The sequence below is a fragment of the Variovorax sp. V116 genome (assembly GCF_041154435.1).
Lineage (GTDB): Bacteria > Pseudomonadota > Gammaproteobacteria > Burkholderiales > Burkholderiaceae_C > Variovorax > Variovorax paradoxus.
Genome location: NZ_AP028662.1, coordinates 865420 through 878440, shown reverse-complemented (window position 1 = coordinate 878440; position 13021 = coordinate 865420). Strand labels below are relative to the sequence as shown.

The window sequence follows — 13021 nt, the reverse complement described above, 5'->3', positions numbered from 1 at the left end:
TTTTTGTCACACAACGCACCAAGGAGAATGCAGATGAGCGAAAGCAAGCAGCAACAAGTGGTCCTGGTCACCGGCGGCATGGGGGGCCTGGGCGAGACGATCTCCACCAAGATGGTCGATGCGGGCTACAAGCTCGCGGTGACCTATTCGCCCGGCAACAAGTCGCACGCCGACTGGGTCGCGCAGATGGCCGGGCGCGGCTACCAGATCCTGGCCGTGCCCTGCGACGTGGCCGACTACGACTCCTGCGCACGGGCGGTGGGCCAGGTGCAGGAAGCCCTGGGCCCGGTCGACGTGCTGGTCAACAACGCCGGCATCACGCGCGACATGACCTTCAAGAAAATGGACCAGATCAACTGGAACGCCGTGCTGCGCACCAACCTAGACAGCCTGTTCAACATGAGCAAGCAGGTGGCCGACGGCATGGTGGAGCGGGGCTGGGGCCGCATCATCAACGTGTCGTCGGTGAACGGCTCGAAGGGTGCGTTCGGGCAGACCAACTACTCGGCCGCCAAGGCCGGGGTGCACGGCTTCACCAAGGCGCTGGCGCTGGAGGTGGCCAGGAAGGGCGTGACCGTGAACACCATCTCGCCCGGCTACATCGGCACGAAGATGGTCACGGCCATTCCGAAGGAAGTGCTCGACAGCAAGATCCTGCCGCACATTCCCGTGGGGCGCCTGGGCAAGCCCGAGGAAGTGGCGGGGCTGATCATCTACCTGGCCTCGGAAGAGGCGGCCTTCGTGACGGGCGCCAACATCGCCATCAACGGCGGCCAGCACATGCAATGAACGCACGACCATGATCCTCAAGAACGGCATCGATCAGGCCGCACTGATCACCAAGTTCACCGACGCCTCCGCCAGGCAGGGCGAGACCATCCGCAAGACCGTGCACGAGGCCACGCTCAAGGCGCTGCAGGGCCGCGAGCTCACGCTGGCGAACATCCGGCAGGTGCTGGGCACGGTCACCAAGGCGGCTTCGGCCGGCGCAGAAGGCAGCAAGCTGCCCGCGCCCGACGTGCAGGCGCTGCTGGCCAAGGCCTTCGCCGGCATGGACGGTGCGCTGGAGCAGGCGGTGCTGGCCAACCAGCGCGCGCTGCAGCAGTTGGTGGACCAGGGCGTGAGCCTGCGCGAGACGCAGCTCAAGAAGGCGCTCGCCGACATCGAGAAGATGGAAGACACGCTGTTCGCCAGCGTCAGAAAGGCGGCCCCGGTGGACGGCCCGTGGAGCGGCGTGTTCCAGGCGCTGCAGGGCAAGGGCACCGGCACCGGCGCGCGCGCCACCGCGGCGCTCGAGCAGCTCATGCAAGACACGCACAAGAACCTGCGCGACGGCCGCGCGCTGAGCCTGCGCGCCACGCAGGCAATGCTCGACAGCTATGCCACGCTCGCGAGCGGCGTGCTGATCGGCATGTCCGAAGCCCTGAAGCAGGGCGGGGCGGCTTCCGGACGCACGCCATCGGGCAGCCACTGATGCGGCGGCGGCGGCCTTGTGCAATAACGGGTTCATGATTCCACGGGAGCCGGCCCGGCGCTTCGACTTGCCTTCCCGCAGCCCGAGACGGTGGCGCGGCCTGCCGCGCTGGTGCGGCGCACTGGCGCTCGTGGCCGCGGCCGCCTTTGCGGGGCACCACTTCGCCATGCAGAACGGCCTCGCGCGGCTGCGCGAGGCAGCCGACCACCGGCTCGACATGCTCGCCACCGGGCTCGATGCCGACCTGGCCCGTTTCGAGTACCTGCCGGCGCTGCTGGAGATGACGCCCATCGTCCCCGGGCTGCTCGGCACGCCCTCGGACGCGTCGCTGCGCGATGCGGTCAACCGCTACCTCGACGGCGTCAACGCCGCCGCCGGCGCGGAGATGCTCTACGTGCTGGATGCCGCCGGCACCTCGCTGGCGGCTTCCGACTGGAACCGGCCCGGCACCACCGTCGGCCAGGACCTGTCGTTCCGGCCCTACGTGATCGATGCGCTGGGGCAGGGCAAGGGCCGCTTCTACGGCGTCGGCATCACCAGCCGCAAGCCCGGCTACTACCTCTCGTATGCCTTGCGCCGCGGCCAGCCCACGCGCGGCGTGGTCGCCGTGAAGGTCAACCTGGAAGAAACCGAACGCGCCTGGCGCAAGCTGCCGGGCGACGTGGCGCTGATCGACCAGCGCGGCGTGGTGATCCTCGCCACCCGCGAAGAGCTCAAGTTCCGGCCGCTGCTGCCGCTCGACGCCGTGCAGCGGGCCGAGGTGCAGCGCTCGCGCCCCTACGGCGAGGCCGGCCTGCAGCCGCTGCAATGGACGCTGAAGCAGACGCTGGCGCGCGATGTGAAGGTGATCGCGCTCGACGGCGTCGACCAGCTGGCCTCGACGCGTTCGCTGCGCGGTGCGCCGTGGCAGCTGATGGCGCTCGACGACCTGGCGCCGGTGCGCGTGGGCGCGCGCAACGCGGCCATCACCGCGAGCCTGGCAATGGCGGTGCTGCTGCTGATGGCCGTCACGCTGTGGCAGCGCCGCCGCGCCGTGCGGCAGAAGCTGGCCAACCAGGCTGCGCTGCAGGCGGCGCACGACACGCTCGAATCGACCGTGGTGGCGCGCACCGCGCAGCTGCGCGCCGCCCAGGGCGAGCTGGTGCATGCCGGCAAGATGGCGGCGCTGGGCCAGATGTCGGCCGGCGTGGTGCACGAGCTGAACCAGCCGCTCACCGCGATGCGCACGCTCTCGGAGAGCGCCGCCATCCTGCTCGACAAGAACCGCCTGGACGACGTGCGCGGCAACCTGCAGCGCATCCGGGGCATGGTCGACCGCCTGGCGCGCCTGACCTCGCAGCTCAAGACCTTCGCGCACAAGAACGAGCTTCCGCTCGCGGCAGTGCTGATGGCGCGAGCCGTGGCCGACGCGCAGGCCATCGTGGCCGAGGCCACGAAGAAGAACGGCGTCGCCATCGAGGTCGACGTGCAGCCCGCGAGCCTGAGCGTGATGGCCGAAGAGGCCGCGCTGGGCAGCGTGCTCGTCAACCTGATGCGCAACGCCATCGACGCCATGCAGGCTTCGCCCCGGCGCAGGCTGCGGCTCGAGGCGCGGCCGCAGGAGGGCCGGGTGATCCTGCGCGTGAGCGACACCGGGCCGGGCATTCCACCCGACATCCTGCCGCGCCTGTTCGAGCCCTTCGTCTCCAGCAAGCCGGCGGGCGCGGGCCTCGGGCTCGGGCTCGCGATCTCGGCACAATTGGTGCGGGCCATGGACGGCACGCTGCGTGCGGCCAACCTGCCGGAAGGCGGTGCCTGCTTTGTCGCCGACCTGCCCGCCGCCGTTTACGCCATCCCTATTCCCGCCCTTACAGGAGTGATCAACAAGTGAGCGAAAGCCCCGCCATCCGGGTGATGCTGGTCGAGGACGACGAAGACGTCCGCATCAGCACGACGCAGGTGCTGACCCTGGCCGGTTTCGAGGTCGAGTCCTTTGCAAGCGTCGAACGCGCACGCGGCCACATCCGCTTCGGCGTGCCGGCCATCGTGGTCTGCGACGTGCGCCTGCCGGGCCTGAGCGGCGCCGAATGGCTGCCCGAGCTGCACGGCATCGATGCCGAGCTGCCCGTGATCCTGGTCACCGGCCACGGCCATATCGCGATGGCGGTGCAGGCCATGCGCGAGGGCGCCTACGACTTCATCGAGAAGCCTTTCGGTTCCGAGCGGCTGGTGGCCATCGTGCGCCATGCCGTCGAGCGCCGGCAGCTCTCGCTGCAGGTGCGCGCGCTGCGCGATGCATTGGAAAACTGGAACGGCATCCAGTCGGTGCTGATCGGCCGGTCGGCCCAGATGCAGCTGGTGCGCCGCAACGTGATGACGCTGGCCGAAACCTCGGCCGATGTGCTGATCTACGGCGAGACCGGCACCGGCAAGGAACTGGTCGCGCGCTGCCTGCACGACCACAGCGAGCGCCGCCGCCAGCATTTCGTTCCGCTCAATTGCGGCGGCCTGCCCGAGGCGCTGGCCGAGAGCGAGCTGTTCGGCCACGAGGCCGGCGCCTTCACCAGCGCCAACCGCGTGCGCGTGGGAAAGTTCGAATATGCCAACGGCGGCACGCTCTTCCTCGACGAGATCGAGAGCATGCCGGTGGCGGTGCAGATCAAGCTGCTGCGCGCGCTGCAGGAACGCTGCATCGAGCGCATCGGCTCCAACAAGGCCATTCCCTTCGACTGCCGCGTGGTGGCCGCAAGCAAGGACGACCTGAAGGAAATGAGCGACCGCCAGAAGTTCAGGGCCGACCTGTACTACCGGCTCGGCGTCGCCTTCATCGAGCTGCCGCCGCTGCGCGAACGGCGCGAAGACATTCCCCTGCTGTTCGAGCACTTCACGCTGCTGGCCGCGAGCCGCTACGAACGTGCGGCGCCGCTGCCCACCAACGCTCAGCTGGCCGACCTGATGGCCTATGCGTGGCCGGGCAACGTGCGCGAGCTGCGCAACGTGGCCGACCGCTTCGTGCTGGGCCTGCTCGGCGAGCGGCTGACGCAGACCCGCGGCACCGGCGAGGGCTCGCCAGCGCTGCCGCGCGCGCTGCCGCAGCAGGTCGAATCCTTCGAGCGTGCGGTGATCGTCGAGGCGCTGCGCAAGCACCAGGGCGACCAGCCGGCCACGGCCGCCGCGCTGGCCATCGCGCGGCAGACGCTGCACGACAAGCTGCGCAAGCTCGGCATCGCGGCGGAGGAGTTCAAGGCCCAGTGACCTGCTGACTCACAGCTTGGCGAGCGGCACCTGCAGGTCGGCGAGCTGCGCCGCATCGACGCGGGTGCGGCGCTCGATCAGCCGCCGCGCAACGCGCAGGTCGCGCGCGGCATTGGGGCCCAGCGCCGCAACGACCTTGCCGGCATCCAGGAAGAACATCACGAAGCTGCTGGAATTCCGGTCGCCGCGCACCACCACATCGTGCGCCGGCGTGGGCATGCCGAAGATCTGCAGGTTGACCTCGTACTGGTCCGACCAGAACCAGGGCAGCGGCTGATGGTTCACCGCGATGCCGAGCGCGGCGCGCGCGGCGGCAATGCCTTGCTCCTGGGCGTTCTGCCACGATTCGAGCCGCATCCGCCGCCCCGCCCATTCGCAGTGCCACGTGGCCACGTCGCCCGCGGCCAGGATGTCGGGATCGGATGAGCGGCATTGCGAATCGACCCGCACGCCGCCATCGCACGCCAGGCCCGCCTCGCGCGCGAGCTCGTCGTTGGGGACCAGGCCGACACCGACGAGGACCGCGTCGCATTCGAGCGCGCGTCCATCGGTGAATGACGCCGTGAGGCCACCTTGCGCGCTCTGCGCCAGGCGCTCGATGCCGGTGCCGAGCCGGACATCGACGCCATGCGCGGCGTGGAGCTGCAGCAGGTAGCCGGAAATTTCCGGCGGAACGGTGCGCTCGCAGAGCCGGCCCGTCGCTTCGACGACGGTCACACCCAGGCCCTTCTTCCGCGCCGTCGCGGCCACCTCGAGCCCGATCCAGCCGCCCCCGACCACGAGCAGCCGCCTGCCGGCCGACAGCGCGGCACCGAGCGCCGCCGCATCCTCGATGCTGCGCAGGCTGAAGACGCCGGGCAGATCCGCACCCGGAATATTCAGACGGCGCGCCCGGCCGCCGCTGCAGAGGATCAGCTTGTCGTACGGAACATGTTCTCCCTGCGTCAGGTGGAGCTGCTTCGCCGCCCGGTCGATGAAGGTCGCGCCGACATTCGGCCGCCAGTCGATGTCGAGCGCATCGAAGGCCTCCGGTTTCAGCAGATGCGTGGTGTCCGCAGGCGCGTCCCCGGCGAGCACCGCCTTGGACAGCGGCGGGCGTTCGTAGGGACGATGGGGCTCGTCGCCGACCAGCACCACGCGGCCCGCGAAACCCTCGCTGCGCAGCGTTTGCGCGGCCCAGCCGCCGGCCTGGCCGGCGCCCACGATGGCGATGGTCCCGCTGCTCATGGCTTCAGTCGAGCGAGAGGAACACGCGGCCCGCCTCGATCCTCACGGGGTAGGAGCGGATCGCCTCGGTCACCGGCGCGCAGATCGGCTTGCCGTTGCGCACGTCGAACTTGCCCTGGTGCAGCGGGCATTCGATCTCGTGCCCTTCGAGGAAGCCCTCGCACAGGCGCGCATGGCCATGGGTGCACACGTTGTCGGTCGCGTAGATCTGGCCGTCCACGTTGTACAGCGCAATGTCGCGCCCGCCGACCTGCATGCCGACGACATCGTCGGCGGGCACTTCGTCGACCGCTGCGGCCTCGGTCCATTGGGAATCGCTCATGGCTGGCCTCAGAGGGGATAGATGACGGAGTTGGGGATCATTTCGCTGTCGTAGATGACCTGGCGCGAGGCGAACTTCAGCCCCTCCGGGGTGCGCACGACCACGTCGATGTAGCGGCCCACGTTGAACACGCTCGACAGTTCCGAGAGCTTGGTGCGGAACACCGCGTAGTTGGCCTCGCACTCGAAGCGGTCCGCCTCGGCCTTCAGCACGAGCGGCGTCCCGACCACGTGGCGCTGGTAGTAGGGGTCGTGGAACAGGGTCTCGTGGATGCCGTAGACGCGGTCCTTCAGCATGCCCTTGCTCTCGAACGACAGCGTGGCCAGCGGAAAGCCGCGTTCGTGGTTCTCGCGCGGCTGCAGGCGGTAGCTGCAGTCTTCCGTGAAGAATTCCGGCCAGAGTTCCCATTGGCCGGAGCTCACCGCCTGGGCGTAGCGGGCGTAGAGCTGGGTCAGCTCGAAGTAGTCCTGGAAGTTCATTTCAAACCTCCATCACCTTGCGCCAGTATTCGTACATGCCGCGGATCAGGGTCTCGGTGACCATATGGTCCGTGTCGCCGACCTCGCGGCCGCCGAGCTCGGCGAGCGTGCGGTGGAAAGGCTTCTGCTCGAAGCCTTTCTGCGAGAGCTCGATCACCTCGCCATCGTCGGCCGAGACGAAGCCCGCCGGCCCGAAGAGGTTGGCCTGGCGCAGCCGCCGAAGCGTCATGGCCTCGTCGTCGTCCTCGAAGCCGAAGTGCGTCCAGACGAAATCGAAGGCGCCGGGGCCGCTCGGCTGGATGTGCCGGGTCGAGACGCTGTTGACCTGCTGCTGGAAGATCACGCTCGGGAACAGCGTCATCATCACCGCCGTCGGGCCGCGCCACCACGGCTCGGGCACGATGTCCAGGAAGCGGTCGTCGTTGAGCTTCATGCTTTCCTTGAAGCTCGACACCTGGGTGACCTGGTCCGCCTTGCCGCTCGCGCCGCGGGTCGAGATCATGGCGGCGTGGCGGTGATGGCGGTCCATCTTCAGCTCCGACTTGTTGTCCGCGCGCCAGAGGCCGAAGGTGACGAACCACGTGTGCAGCAGGCCCGGGTGGTAGGGGTCCTTGATGTTCTCCTGCATCAGCTTCCAGTTGCCGGGAATGCGCTGGCGGTTGTAGCCGAGGATCGTGAGCTTGCGGCCGTTGAAGAGCCGGTCGAAGTAGCCCAGGATCTCCGGGCCCATGAAGTCCTCGAGCGGTTCCACCTCTGCATCGAAGGACGCGAACACGACGCCGCCGCGTGTCGCAACCCTGAGCTTGTTGAGGCCGTGCTCGGCCGGCTTGAAGTCGGCCGGCATCCCGCCGTTGACCTTGCCGTCCTGCTTGACGCCGCGGCGGAAAGGCACGCCCTGCAGGTCGCCGCCGAGCGAATAGTTCCACTGGTGGTACGGGCAGGTGAAGCCGCCGGCCTTGCGGTTGCCGTGCCGCTCGCGGCAGAACTGCATGCCCCGGTGCGCGCACACGTTCTCCACCACGCTGATGGAATCCTCGGCATCGCGGACCATGATCACCGAGCGCTCGCCGATCACCGTGCGCTTGAAATCGCCGACCTCCGGAATCTCGGCCTCCAGGCCCACGTAGCACCAGTGGCCCCGGTAGAAGAGGCGCTCGAGCTCGCGCCGGTGCTGGTCGGCGTCGGTGTAGGCCATGAAGGGGATGCGGCTCGTGCCCTTGTCTTCCCAGCGGATCTGCTGCGGAAAGACGGCGGATGTGTCGTCCATTTCTTGTCTCCTGTGCGGCCGCGTCGCCCGGGCCGCTCGTCTCGTGGTGCCCGATGATCGGCCGTTCGAGGCTATCGTTCAATAGAATGTGCCGAATAGTTCATATAGATTTCGCGAATGGGGATGCCGTGGAGCTCAAGGACATCGACCTCAACCTGCTGGTGGTGTTCAACCAGCTGCTGATCGACCGGCGGGTGTCGAAGGTGGCGGCGAATCTCGGCCTTTCGCAGCCGGGCGTGAGCAACGCGCTGGCGCGCCTTCGCAAGCTCACCGACGACCCGCTGTTTCTCAGAACACCCAAGGGCATGGAGCCCACGCCTTTCGCCGAGCAGCTGGCCGCGCCGACCGCGAGCGCGCTGCAGACGATCCATGCCGCCATCAACCAGCGCAGCTCGTTCGATCCGGCCACCTCGGCGCGCGCCTTCACCATCGGCATGACCGACATCGGGGAGATCTATTTCCTGCCCAAGCTGATGCAGGAGCTGGCGCGCGTGGCGCCGGGCCTGTCGATCAGCACCGTCCGCAACACGGCGGTCAATCTCCAGGACGAGATGGAATCCGGCCACGTCGCGCTGGCCATCGGCCTGCTGCCGCAGCTGAAAAGCGGCTACTTCCAGCGCCGGCTGTTCAAGCAGCACTACGTCTGCATGTTCCGCCGCGGGCATGCGCTCGACAAGCGGCAGATCTCGCTGGCCGAGTTCTCGAAGGCCGATCATGTGGTCGTGGTGTCGGAAGGAACCGGCCACGGCAAGGCGGACGAGCTTCTCGGCCGCAAGAAGATCGTGCGCAAGGTCGTGCTGACCGTGCCGCACTACGTGGCGGTCGGCCATATCCTGCATGGCTCCGACCTGGTGGCGACGGTGCCCGAACGGCTCGCGCAGGCCCTGGCCGAGCCGTTCGACCTGTCCTATGTGCGCCATCCGGCCCGGCTGCCCGAGATTGCGATCAGCCTGTTCTGGCACGGCCGCTATCACCGGGACCCCGCCGTGGCGTGGCTGCGCGCCTTGATCGTGCGGCTTCACGGGGAAGGTGCGCCCGGCTGAAGCTCTCCAGTGAATTCACGATCGTTCACTAAACGATCTCAATGCTATCATCGGGTCTTTCCCACAGGATCCCGAGAGGCCCGCCCATGCGTTATCCCGGCCCGCGCGAGAACGACCGAGCTGGATCGAAGGCAGCGGCCGAGCCCGTGCGGGTCACCCGCGAAGGGCTGCTCGACGACGCCTTCATGGCGCAGGTCTACGCGCAGCTCCCGGCGGGCGTGCGGCTGCGCAGCGCAGAGGAGCTGGAAGCCTCCATCGAAGGCATCCTGTCGCGGCACGATGGCCATGCGGCCGTTCATGTGTTCGGATATGGATCGCTGATGTGGAACCCCGCGGTGGAGCACACAGCCATGCATCCGGCGAAAGTCCACGGTTGGCACCGCGCCTTCTGCCTGCGCTCGGTCGTCGGGCGAGGCTCGCAGGAGCGCCCCGGGTTGATGCTCGCCCTCGACCGGGGCGGCGCGTGCCAGGGCGTGCTGCTGCAGATCGAGCCGCGCAAGGTGCGCGATGAGCTGCGGGTGCTCTGGCGAAGGGAGATGCTGACCGAGGTGTACCAGGCCCGGTGGGTGACCGCCCATGTGGAGGGCCGGCCGGTGCGCGCGATCACCTTTGCGGTCGACCGGTCCCATCCCCGCTACACGAAGGCGCTCTCCCCGCATGAGATGGCCCGGATGATCAACACGGGAGCGGGCAGCCTCGGCAGCTGCCGCGAGTATTTCGATGCCACGCTTCGAAAGCTCGAGGCGCTCGGCATACGCGACATGGGGATGGAGCGCCTGCGCAGCGCCGCGGGCTGAAGCCCCATCCACACCCTCAGGCCGCCGCTGGGGCCCGCAGTTCCTTGCGCAGGATCTTGCCCACGGTCGATTTGGGCAGTGCCTCGAGAAAGGTGATGCGCCGAGGCACCTTGTAGGGCGCCAGGAGCTCGCGGCAGTGCGATTCGACCTGGTCCGCCTGCAGGCCCGGCGAGCGGCGCACGACGAACAGGTGGGGGACTTCGCCGGAGCGCTCGTCGGGTACGCCGACGCAGGCGCACTCCAGCACGTCCGGATGCAGCGCGACCACGCCCTCGATCTCGTTCGGATACACGTTGAATCCGGACACCAGGATCATGTCCTTCTTGCGGTCGACGATGGTCATCAGCCCCTGTGCATCCATGGTGACGACATCGCCCGTGCGGAACCAGCCATCGCTGGTGAATGCCAGGCGCGTTTCTTCCTCGCGCTTCCAGTAGCCGGCAAACACCTGCGGCCCCTTGATGAGCAGCTCGCCGGGCGCGCCCTGCGCCACCGGCCCGCCCGCGTCGTCGACGATCATCACGTCGGTGGAGGGCACCGGAACGCCGATGGTGCCGTTGCAGCCCGGCGCATTGAAGGTGGCGCTGGGCGACGTTTCCGTGAGCCCGTAGGCCTCGGTGATCGGCGGGCCGCCGGCCGCCTCCCACCTGCGCGCGACCGCCGCCTGGATCGAGGCGCCGGCGCCGATGACCATGCCGCAACGCGAGAAATCGACCGACGACAGTTCGGGCAGGTTCACCATGCCGTTGAACATGGTGTTGACGCCGATCAGCACGTCGAAAGGCGCTCGCCGCAATTCGGCGCACAGCGCCTGGATGTCGCGCGGATTCATGACGAGCCGGTTGTGTCCGCCGCTCGCCAGCGCCATCAGCGCCATGCCGAGCGGGAAGATGTGGTACAGCGGCAGCGGCGTGACCAGCTCGAAGTTCTGGATCTCGAGGTTCAGCCGCAGCCAGGACTGCATCTGCAGCACACTCACCAGGACGTTGCGATGCGTGAGGCAGGCGCCCTTCGACACGCCGGTCGTGCCGCCCGTGTATTGCAGGAATGCGAGGTCGGAAGGGCGCACCTGTGGGGCGCTGAAGCCGGCAGCCTGCACCGATGCGATGGCGGCGTGCAGCGGGACGAGATGCACGTCGGAGCCGCGCGCCCGCACCGGCCGATCGCCGGCGGGCGCGAGCAGCGACCGCCTCAGCTCCTGCATCGGCACGGTGACGACGTGCCGCACTTCCGTCCGCTCGATGGCTTCGGCCGCGAGTCCCGCGAACGGATCGGCAACCACCAGCGCCACCGCGCCGGAATCCGCCAGCTGGTAGGCCACCTCGCGGGCTGTGTAGAGCGGGTTCATCGTCACCCCCACGAAGCCTGCGCGTGCAATCGCGGCCAGGGCAACCGGATAGAGAAGGTGGTTCGGCAGCAGCAGCGCCACGCGGTCGCCGGGCTGCAGGCCTGCCGACTGCAGGAATGCCGCAAAGCGAGCCGATGCTTGTTCGAGCTCGGCGAAGCTCAGCGATTCGCCGTTGCAGGTCACGGCCGGCCGGCTGGCGTTGCGAGCGAAGGCACCTTCGAACAGGGTGGCGAGGGTGTCGTGCTCGCCGTACACGAGGTCGCGGGGCAGTCCTGCCGGGTAGGACGCATGCCAGATTCTTTGATCCACGTTGTCTCCTTTTTTCTTGAGGGGTCTGGTCAGGACAGCGCTTCGCGAACGAAGTCCATCCGGTCCTGGCCGAAGAACATCTGGTCGCCGACGAAGAGCGTGGGTGCGCCGAACACGCCGCGCTCGACCGCCTCTTGCGTGGTTGCCTTCAATGCGGCCTTGGTCTCGGCGTCCTGCGCCAGGCGCTCGATCTCGGCGGGGTCGAACCCGCCTTCGGCCAGCGTGCGGGCCGTGAGCTGCGCATCGTTCAGGTTGAGCGCATCGATCCACAGCGCCTTGAACACGCAGCCCAGCAGCTGCTGCAGCTGTTCGGGCCGGCGCAGTTGAATGCCGGTGACCGCACGCATGAGGAACAGCGTGATGACCGGGAAGTGCGGATTGCCCTGGAACGGCACGCCATAGCGGCGCGCATGGCGCTCGTAGTCCATCTGCGTATAGCGGCCCTTGACGGGAATGGTGGCCGGCGAGGCGTTGCCGGTGGCCTGGTAGACGCCGCCCAGCAGCATCGGCCGGTAGACGAGCTCGGCGCCGTGGCTTGCGCACAGGGCAGGCAGCTGCGTCCATGCCAGGTACGACGACGGGCTTCCGACATCGAAGAAGAAATCGACTGACTTGCTCATTCAAGCTCCTTTAAGTTAACGGACGTTTGGTAAACGGAAGCTATGTGATTGAGCGGCCTTCGTCAACGGGGTTTCCTTGGGCCTTGCCCTCAATTGACAAACGAACGTTCATTGATTAACGTGCAATGACCTAACGAACGTTTTTTAAAGGAGACCGTATGGACCCATCAGCCAACCACCGCGGCGTGGCTCTCGTCGTCGGCGCGGGCGACGCCACCGGCAGCGCGATCGGCGCGCGCTTCGCCCGCGAGGGCTATGTCGCGTGCCTCACGCGGCGATCGGCCGACAAGCTGGAGCCGGCCGTCGAGCGCATCCGCGCGGCCGGCGGCCAGGCCTTCGGCTACGGCAGCGATGCGCGCAAGGAGGAGGAGGTCGTGGCCCTCGTCGACCAGATCGAGAAGGAGCGCGGCCCGATCGAGGTGATGGTGTTCAACATCGGTGCCAACGTGTCCAGCAGCATCCTGGAAGAGACCGGGCGCAAGTACATGAAGATCTGGGAGATGGCCGCCTTCAGCGCCTTCCTGAATGCGCGCGAGGTCGCCCGCAGGATGGTCGAGCGCGGGCGCGGCACGATTCTTTTTACCGGCGCGACGGCCGGCATCCGCGGCTCGGCGAAGTTCGCGGCCTTTGCCGGCGCCAAGCATGCGCTGCGCGCCCTGGCCCAGAGCATGGCGCGCGAGCTCGGTCCGCGCGGCATCCACGTGGCCCACATCGTGGTCGACGGCGCGATCGACACGGAGTTCATCCGCAGCAACTTCCCCGAACGCTATGCGCTGAAGGAGCAGGGCGGCATCCTGAACCCCGAGCACATTGCGGAGAACTACTGGTACCTGCACACCCAGCCCCGGGACGCCTGGACCTTCGAGATGGACCTGCGCCCCTACATGGAAACCTGGTGAAA

13 protein-coding genes are annotated in these 13021 nt (G+C 67.9%); 7 read left to right on the top strand and 6 right to left on the bottom strand.

Annotation, left to right across the window (positions count from 1 at the left end; all coding sequences use genetic code 11):
* The first annotated feature begins 33 nt into the window (after positions 1-33).
* From phbB to ACAM58_RS30110, 4 genes are read left to right on the top strand one after another with little or no spacing between them, the layout of a single operon-like run.
* Positions 34-789, top strand: coding sequence for an acetoacetyl-CoA reductase (gene phbB / locus ACAM58_RS30125; RefSeq protein WP_012748757.1), 756 nt, complete (start codon positions 34-36; stop codon positions 787-789).
* 10 nt (positions 790-799) lie between these two features.
* A complete protein-coding gene (locus ACAM58_RS30120; RefSeq protein ID WP_018904180.1) occupies positions 800-1474 on the top strand; it encodes a DUF6781 family protein in 675 nt (224 codons plus the stop codon).
* A 34-nt stretch (positions 1475-1508) separates the two neighbouring features.
* Positions 1509-3344 (top strand): ATP-binding protein, encoded by a 1836-nt coding sequence (locus tag ACAM58_RS30115; protein WP_018904181.1) that lies wholly within the window; start codon positions 1509-1511, stop codon positions 3342-3344.
* Positions 3341-4708, top strand: a complete 1368-nt coding sequence (locus ACAM58_RS30110) for a sigma-54 dependent transcriptional regulator (protein WP_012748760.1) — start codon at positions 3341-3343, stop codon at positions 4706-4708. The genes ACAM58_RS30115 and ACAM58_RS30110 overlap by 4 nt, the downstream gene beginning before the upstream one ends.
* Positions 4709-4717: 9 nt before the next feature.
* Here the strand turns inward: ACAM58_RS30110 and ACAM58_RS30105 are convergent, their stop codons facing one another.
* From ACAM58_RS30105 to ACAM58_RS30090, 4 genes are read right to left on the bottom strand one after another with little or no spacing between them, the layout of a single operon-like run.
* Positions 4718-5935: an NAD(P)/FAD-dependent oxidoreductase gene (locus ACAM58_RS30105; RefSeq protein WP_278877497.1), complete on the bottom strand. Its 1218-nt coding sequence runs from the start codon at positions 5933-5935 to the stop codon at positions 4718-4720.
* A gap of 4 nt (positions 5936-5939) precedes the next feature.
* Positions 5940-6257 carry a non-heme iron oxygenase ferredoxin subunit gene (locus ACAM58_RS30100; RefSeq protein WP_278877494.1) on the bottom strand — a complete coding sequence of 106 codons (318 nt, stop codon included), beginning with the start codon at positions 6255-6257 and terminating at the stop codon, positions 5940-5942.
* A gap of 8 nt (positions 6258-6265) precedes the next feature.
* A complete protein-coding gene (locus tag ACAM58_RS30095; protein ID WP_369664593.1) occupies positions 6266-6736 on the bottom strand; it encodes a nuclear transport factor 2 family protein in 471 nt (156 codons plus the stop codon).
* A 1-nt stretch (position 6737) separates the two neighbouring features.
* Positions 6738-8003: an aromatic ring-hydroxylating dioxygenase subunit alpha gene (locus ACAM58_RS30090; RefSeq protein WP_369664592.1), complete on the bottom strand. Its 1266-nt coding sequence runs from the start codon at positions 8001-8003 to the stop codon at positions 6738-6740.
* Positions 8004-8131: 128 nt separating this feature from the next.
* Between ACAM58_RS30090 and ACAM58_RS30085 the strand changes: the two genes are divergently transcribed.
* Together ACAM58_RS30085 and ACAM58_RS30080 are read left to right on the top strand one after the other, a co-directional pair.
* On the top strand, positions 8132-9046 hold the full coding sequence (locus tag ACAM58_RS30085; RefSeq protein WP_369664591.1) for a LysR family transcriptional regulator: 915 nt from the start codon (positions 8132-8134) through the stop codon (positions 9044-9046).
* An 86-nt stretch (positions 9047-9132) separates the two neighbouring features.
* Positions 9133-9843 carry a gamma-glutamylcyclotransferase gene (locus ACAM58_RS30080; RefSeq protein ID WP_307596024.1) on the top strand — a complete coding sequence of 237 codons (711 nt, stop codon included), beginning with the start codon at positions 9133-9135 and terminating at the stop codon, positions 9841-9843.
* 16 nt (positions 9844-9859) lie between these two features.
* Here the strand turns inward: ACAM58_RS30080 and ACAM58_RS30075 are convergent, their stop codons facing one another.
* Complete coding sequence (locus ACAM58_RS30075) at positions 9860-11500, bottom strand: AMP-binding protein (RefSeq protein WP_018904189.1); 1641 nt, start codon at positions 11498-11500, stop codon at positions 9860-9862.
* Positions 11501-11529: 29 nt separating this feature from the next.
* A complete protein-coding gene (locus tag ACAM58_RS30070; RefSeq protein WP_018904190.1) occupies positions 11530-12120 on the bottom strand; it encodes a 2-hydroxychromene-2-carboxylate isomerase in 591 nt (196 codons plus the stop codon).
* A gap of 158 nt (positions 12121-12278) precedes the next feature.
* Here ACAM58_RS30070 and ACAM58_RS30065 point away from each other — a divergent pair, with 158 nt between their 5' ends.
* Positions 12279-13019: an SDR family oxidoreductase gene (locus tag ACAM58_RS30065; RefSeq protein WP_018904191.1), complete on the top strand. Its 741-nt coding sequence runs from the start codon at positions 12279-12281 to the stop codon at positions 13017-13019.
* Positions 13020-13021 lie beyond the last annotated feature (2 nt).

What these genes read in the sequence shown, in the direction of transcription:
- phbB (WP_012748757.1), top strand. Translation starts at nt 34, where the DNA reads ATGAGCGAAAGCAAGCAGCAACAAGTGGTCCTGGTCACCGGCGGCATG.
- ACAM58_RS30120 (WP_018904180.1), top strand. Translation starts at nt 800, where the DNA reads ATGATCCTCAAGAACGGCATCGATCAGGCCGCACTGATCACCAAGTTC.
- ACAM58_RS30115 (WP_018904181.1), top strand. Translation starts at nt 1,509, where the DNA reads ATGATTCCACGGGAGCCGGCCCGGCGCTTCGACTTGCCTTCCCGCAGC.
- ACAM58_RS30105 (WP_278877497.1), bottom strand. Translation starts at nt 5,935, where the DNA reads ATGAGCAGCGGGACCATCGCCATCGTGGGCGCCGGCCAGGCCGGCGGC.
- ACAM58_RS30100 (WP_278877494.1), bottom strand. Translation starts at nt 6,257, where the DNA reads ATGAGCGATTCCCAATGGACCGAGGCCGCAGCGGTCGACGAAGTGCCC.
- ACAM58_RS30095 (WP_369664593.1), bottom strand. Translation starts at nt 6,736, where the DNA reads ATGAACTTCCAGGACTACTTCGAGCTGACCCAGCTCTACGCCCGCTAC.
- ACAM58_RS30090 (WP_369664592.1), bottom strand. Translation starts at nt 8,003, where the DNA reads ATGGACGACACATCCGCCGTCTTTCCGCAGCAGATCCGCTGGGAAGAC.
- ACAM58_RS30080 (WP_307596024.1), top strand. Translation starts at nt 9,133, where the DNA reads ATGCGTTATCCCGGCCCGCGCGAGAACGACCGAGCTGGATCGAAGGCA.
- ACAM58_RS30070 (WP_018904190.1), bottom strand. Translation starts at nt 12,120, where the DNA reads ATGAGCAAGTCAGTCGATTTCTTCTTCGATGTCGGAAGCCCGTCGTCG.
- ACAM58_RS30065 (WP_018904191.1), top strand. Translation starts at nt 12,279, where the DNA reads ATGGACCCATCAGCCAACCACCGCGGCGTGGCTCTCGTCGTCGGCGCG.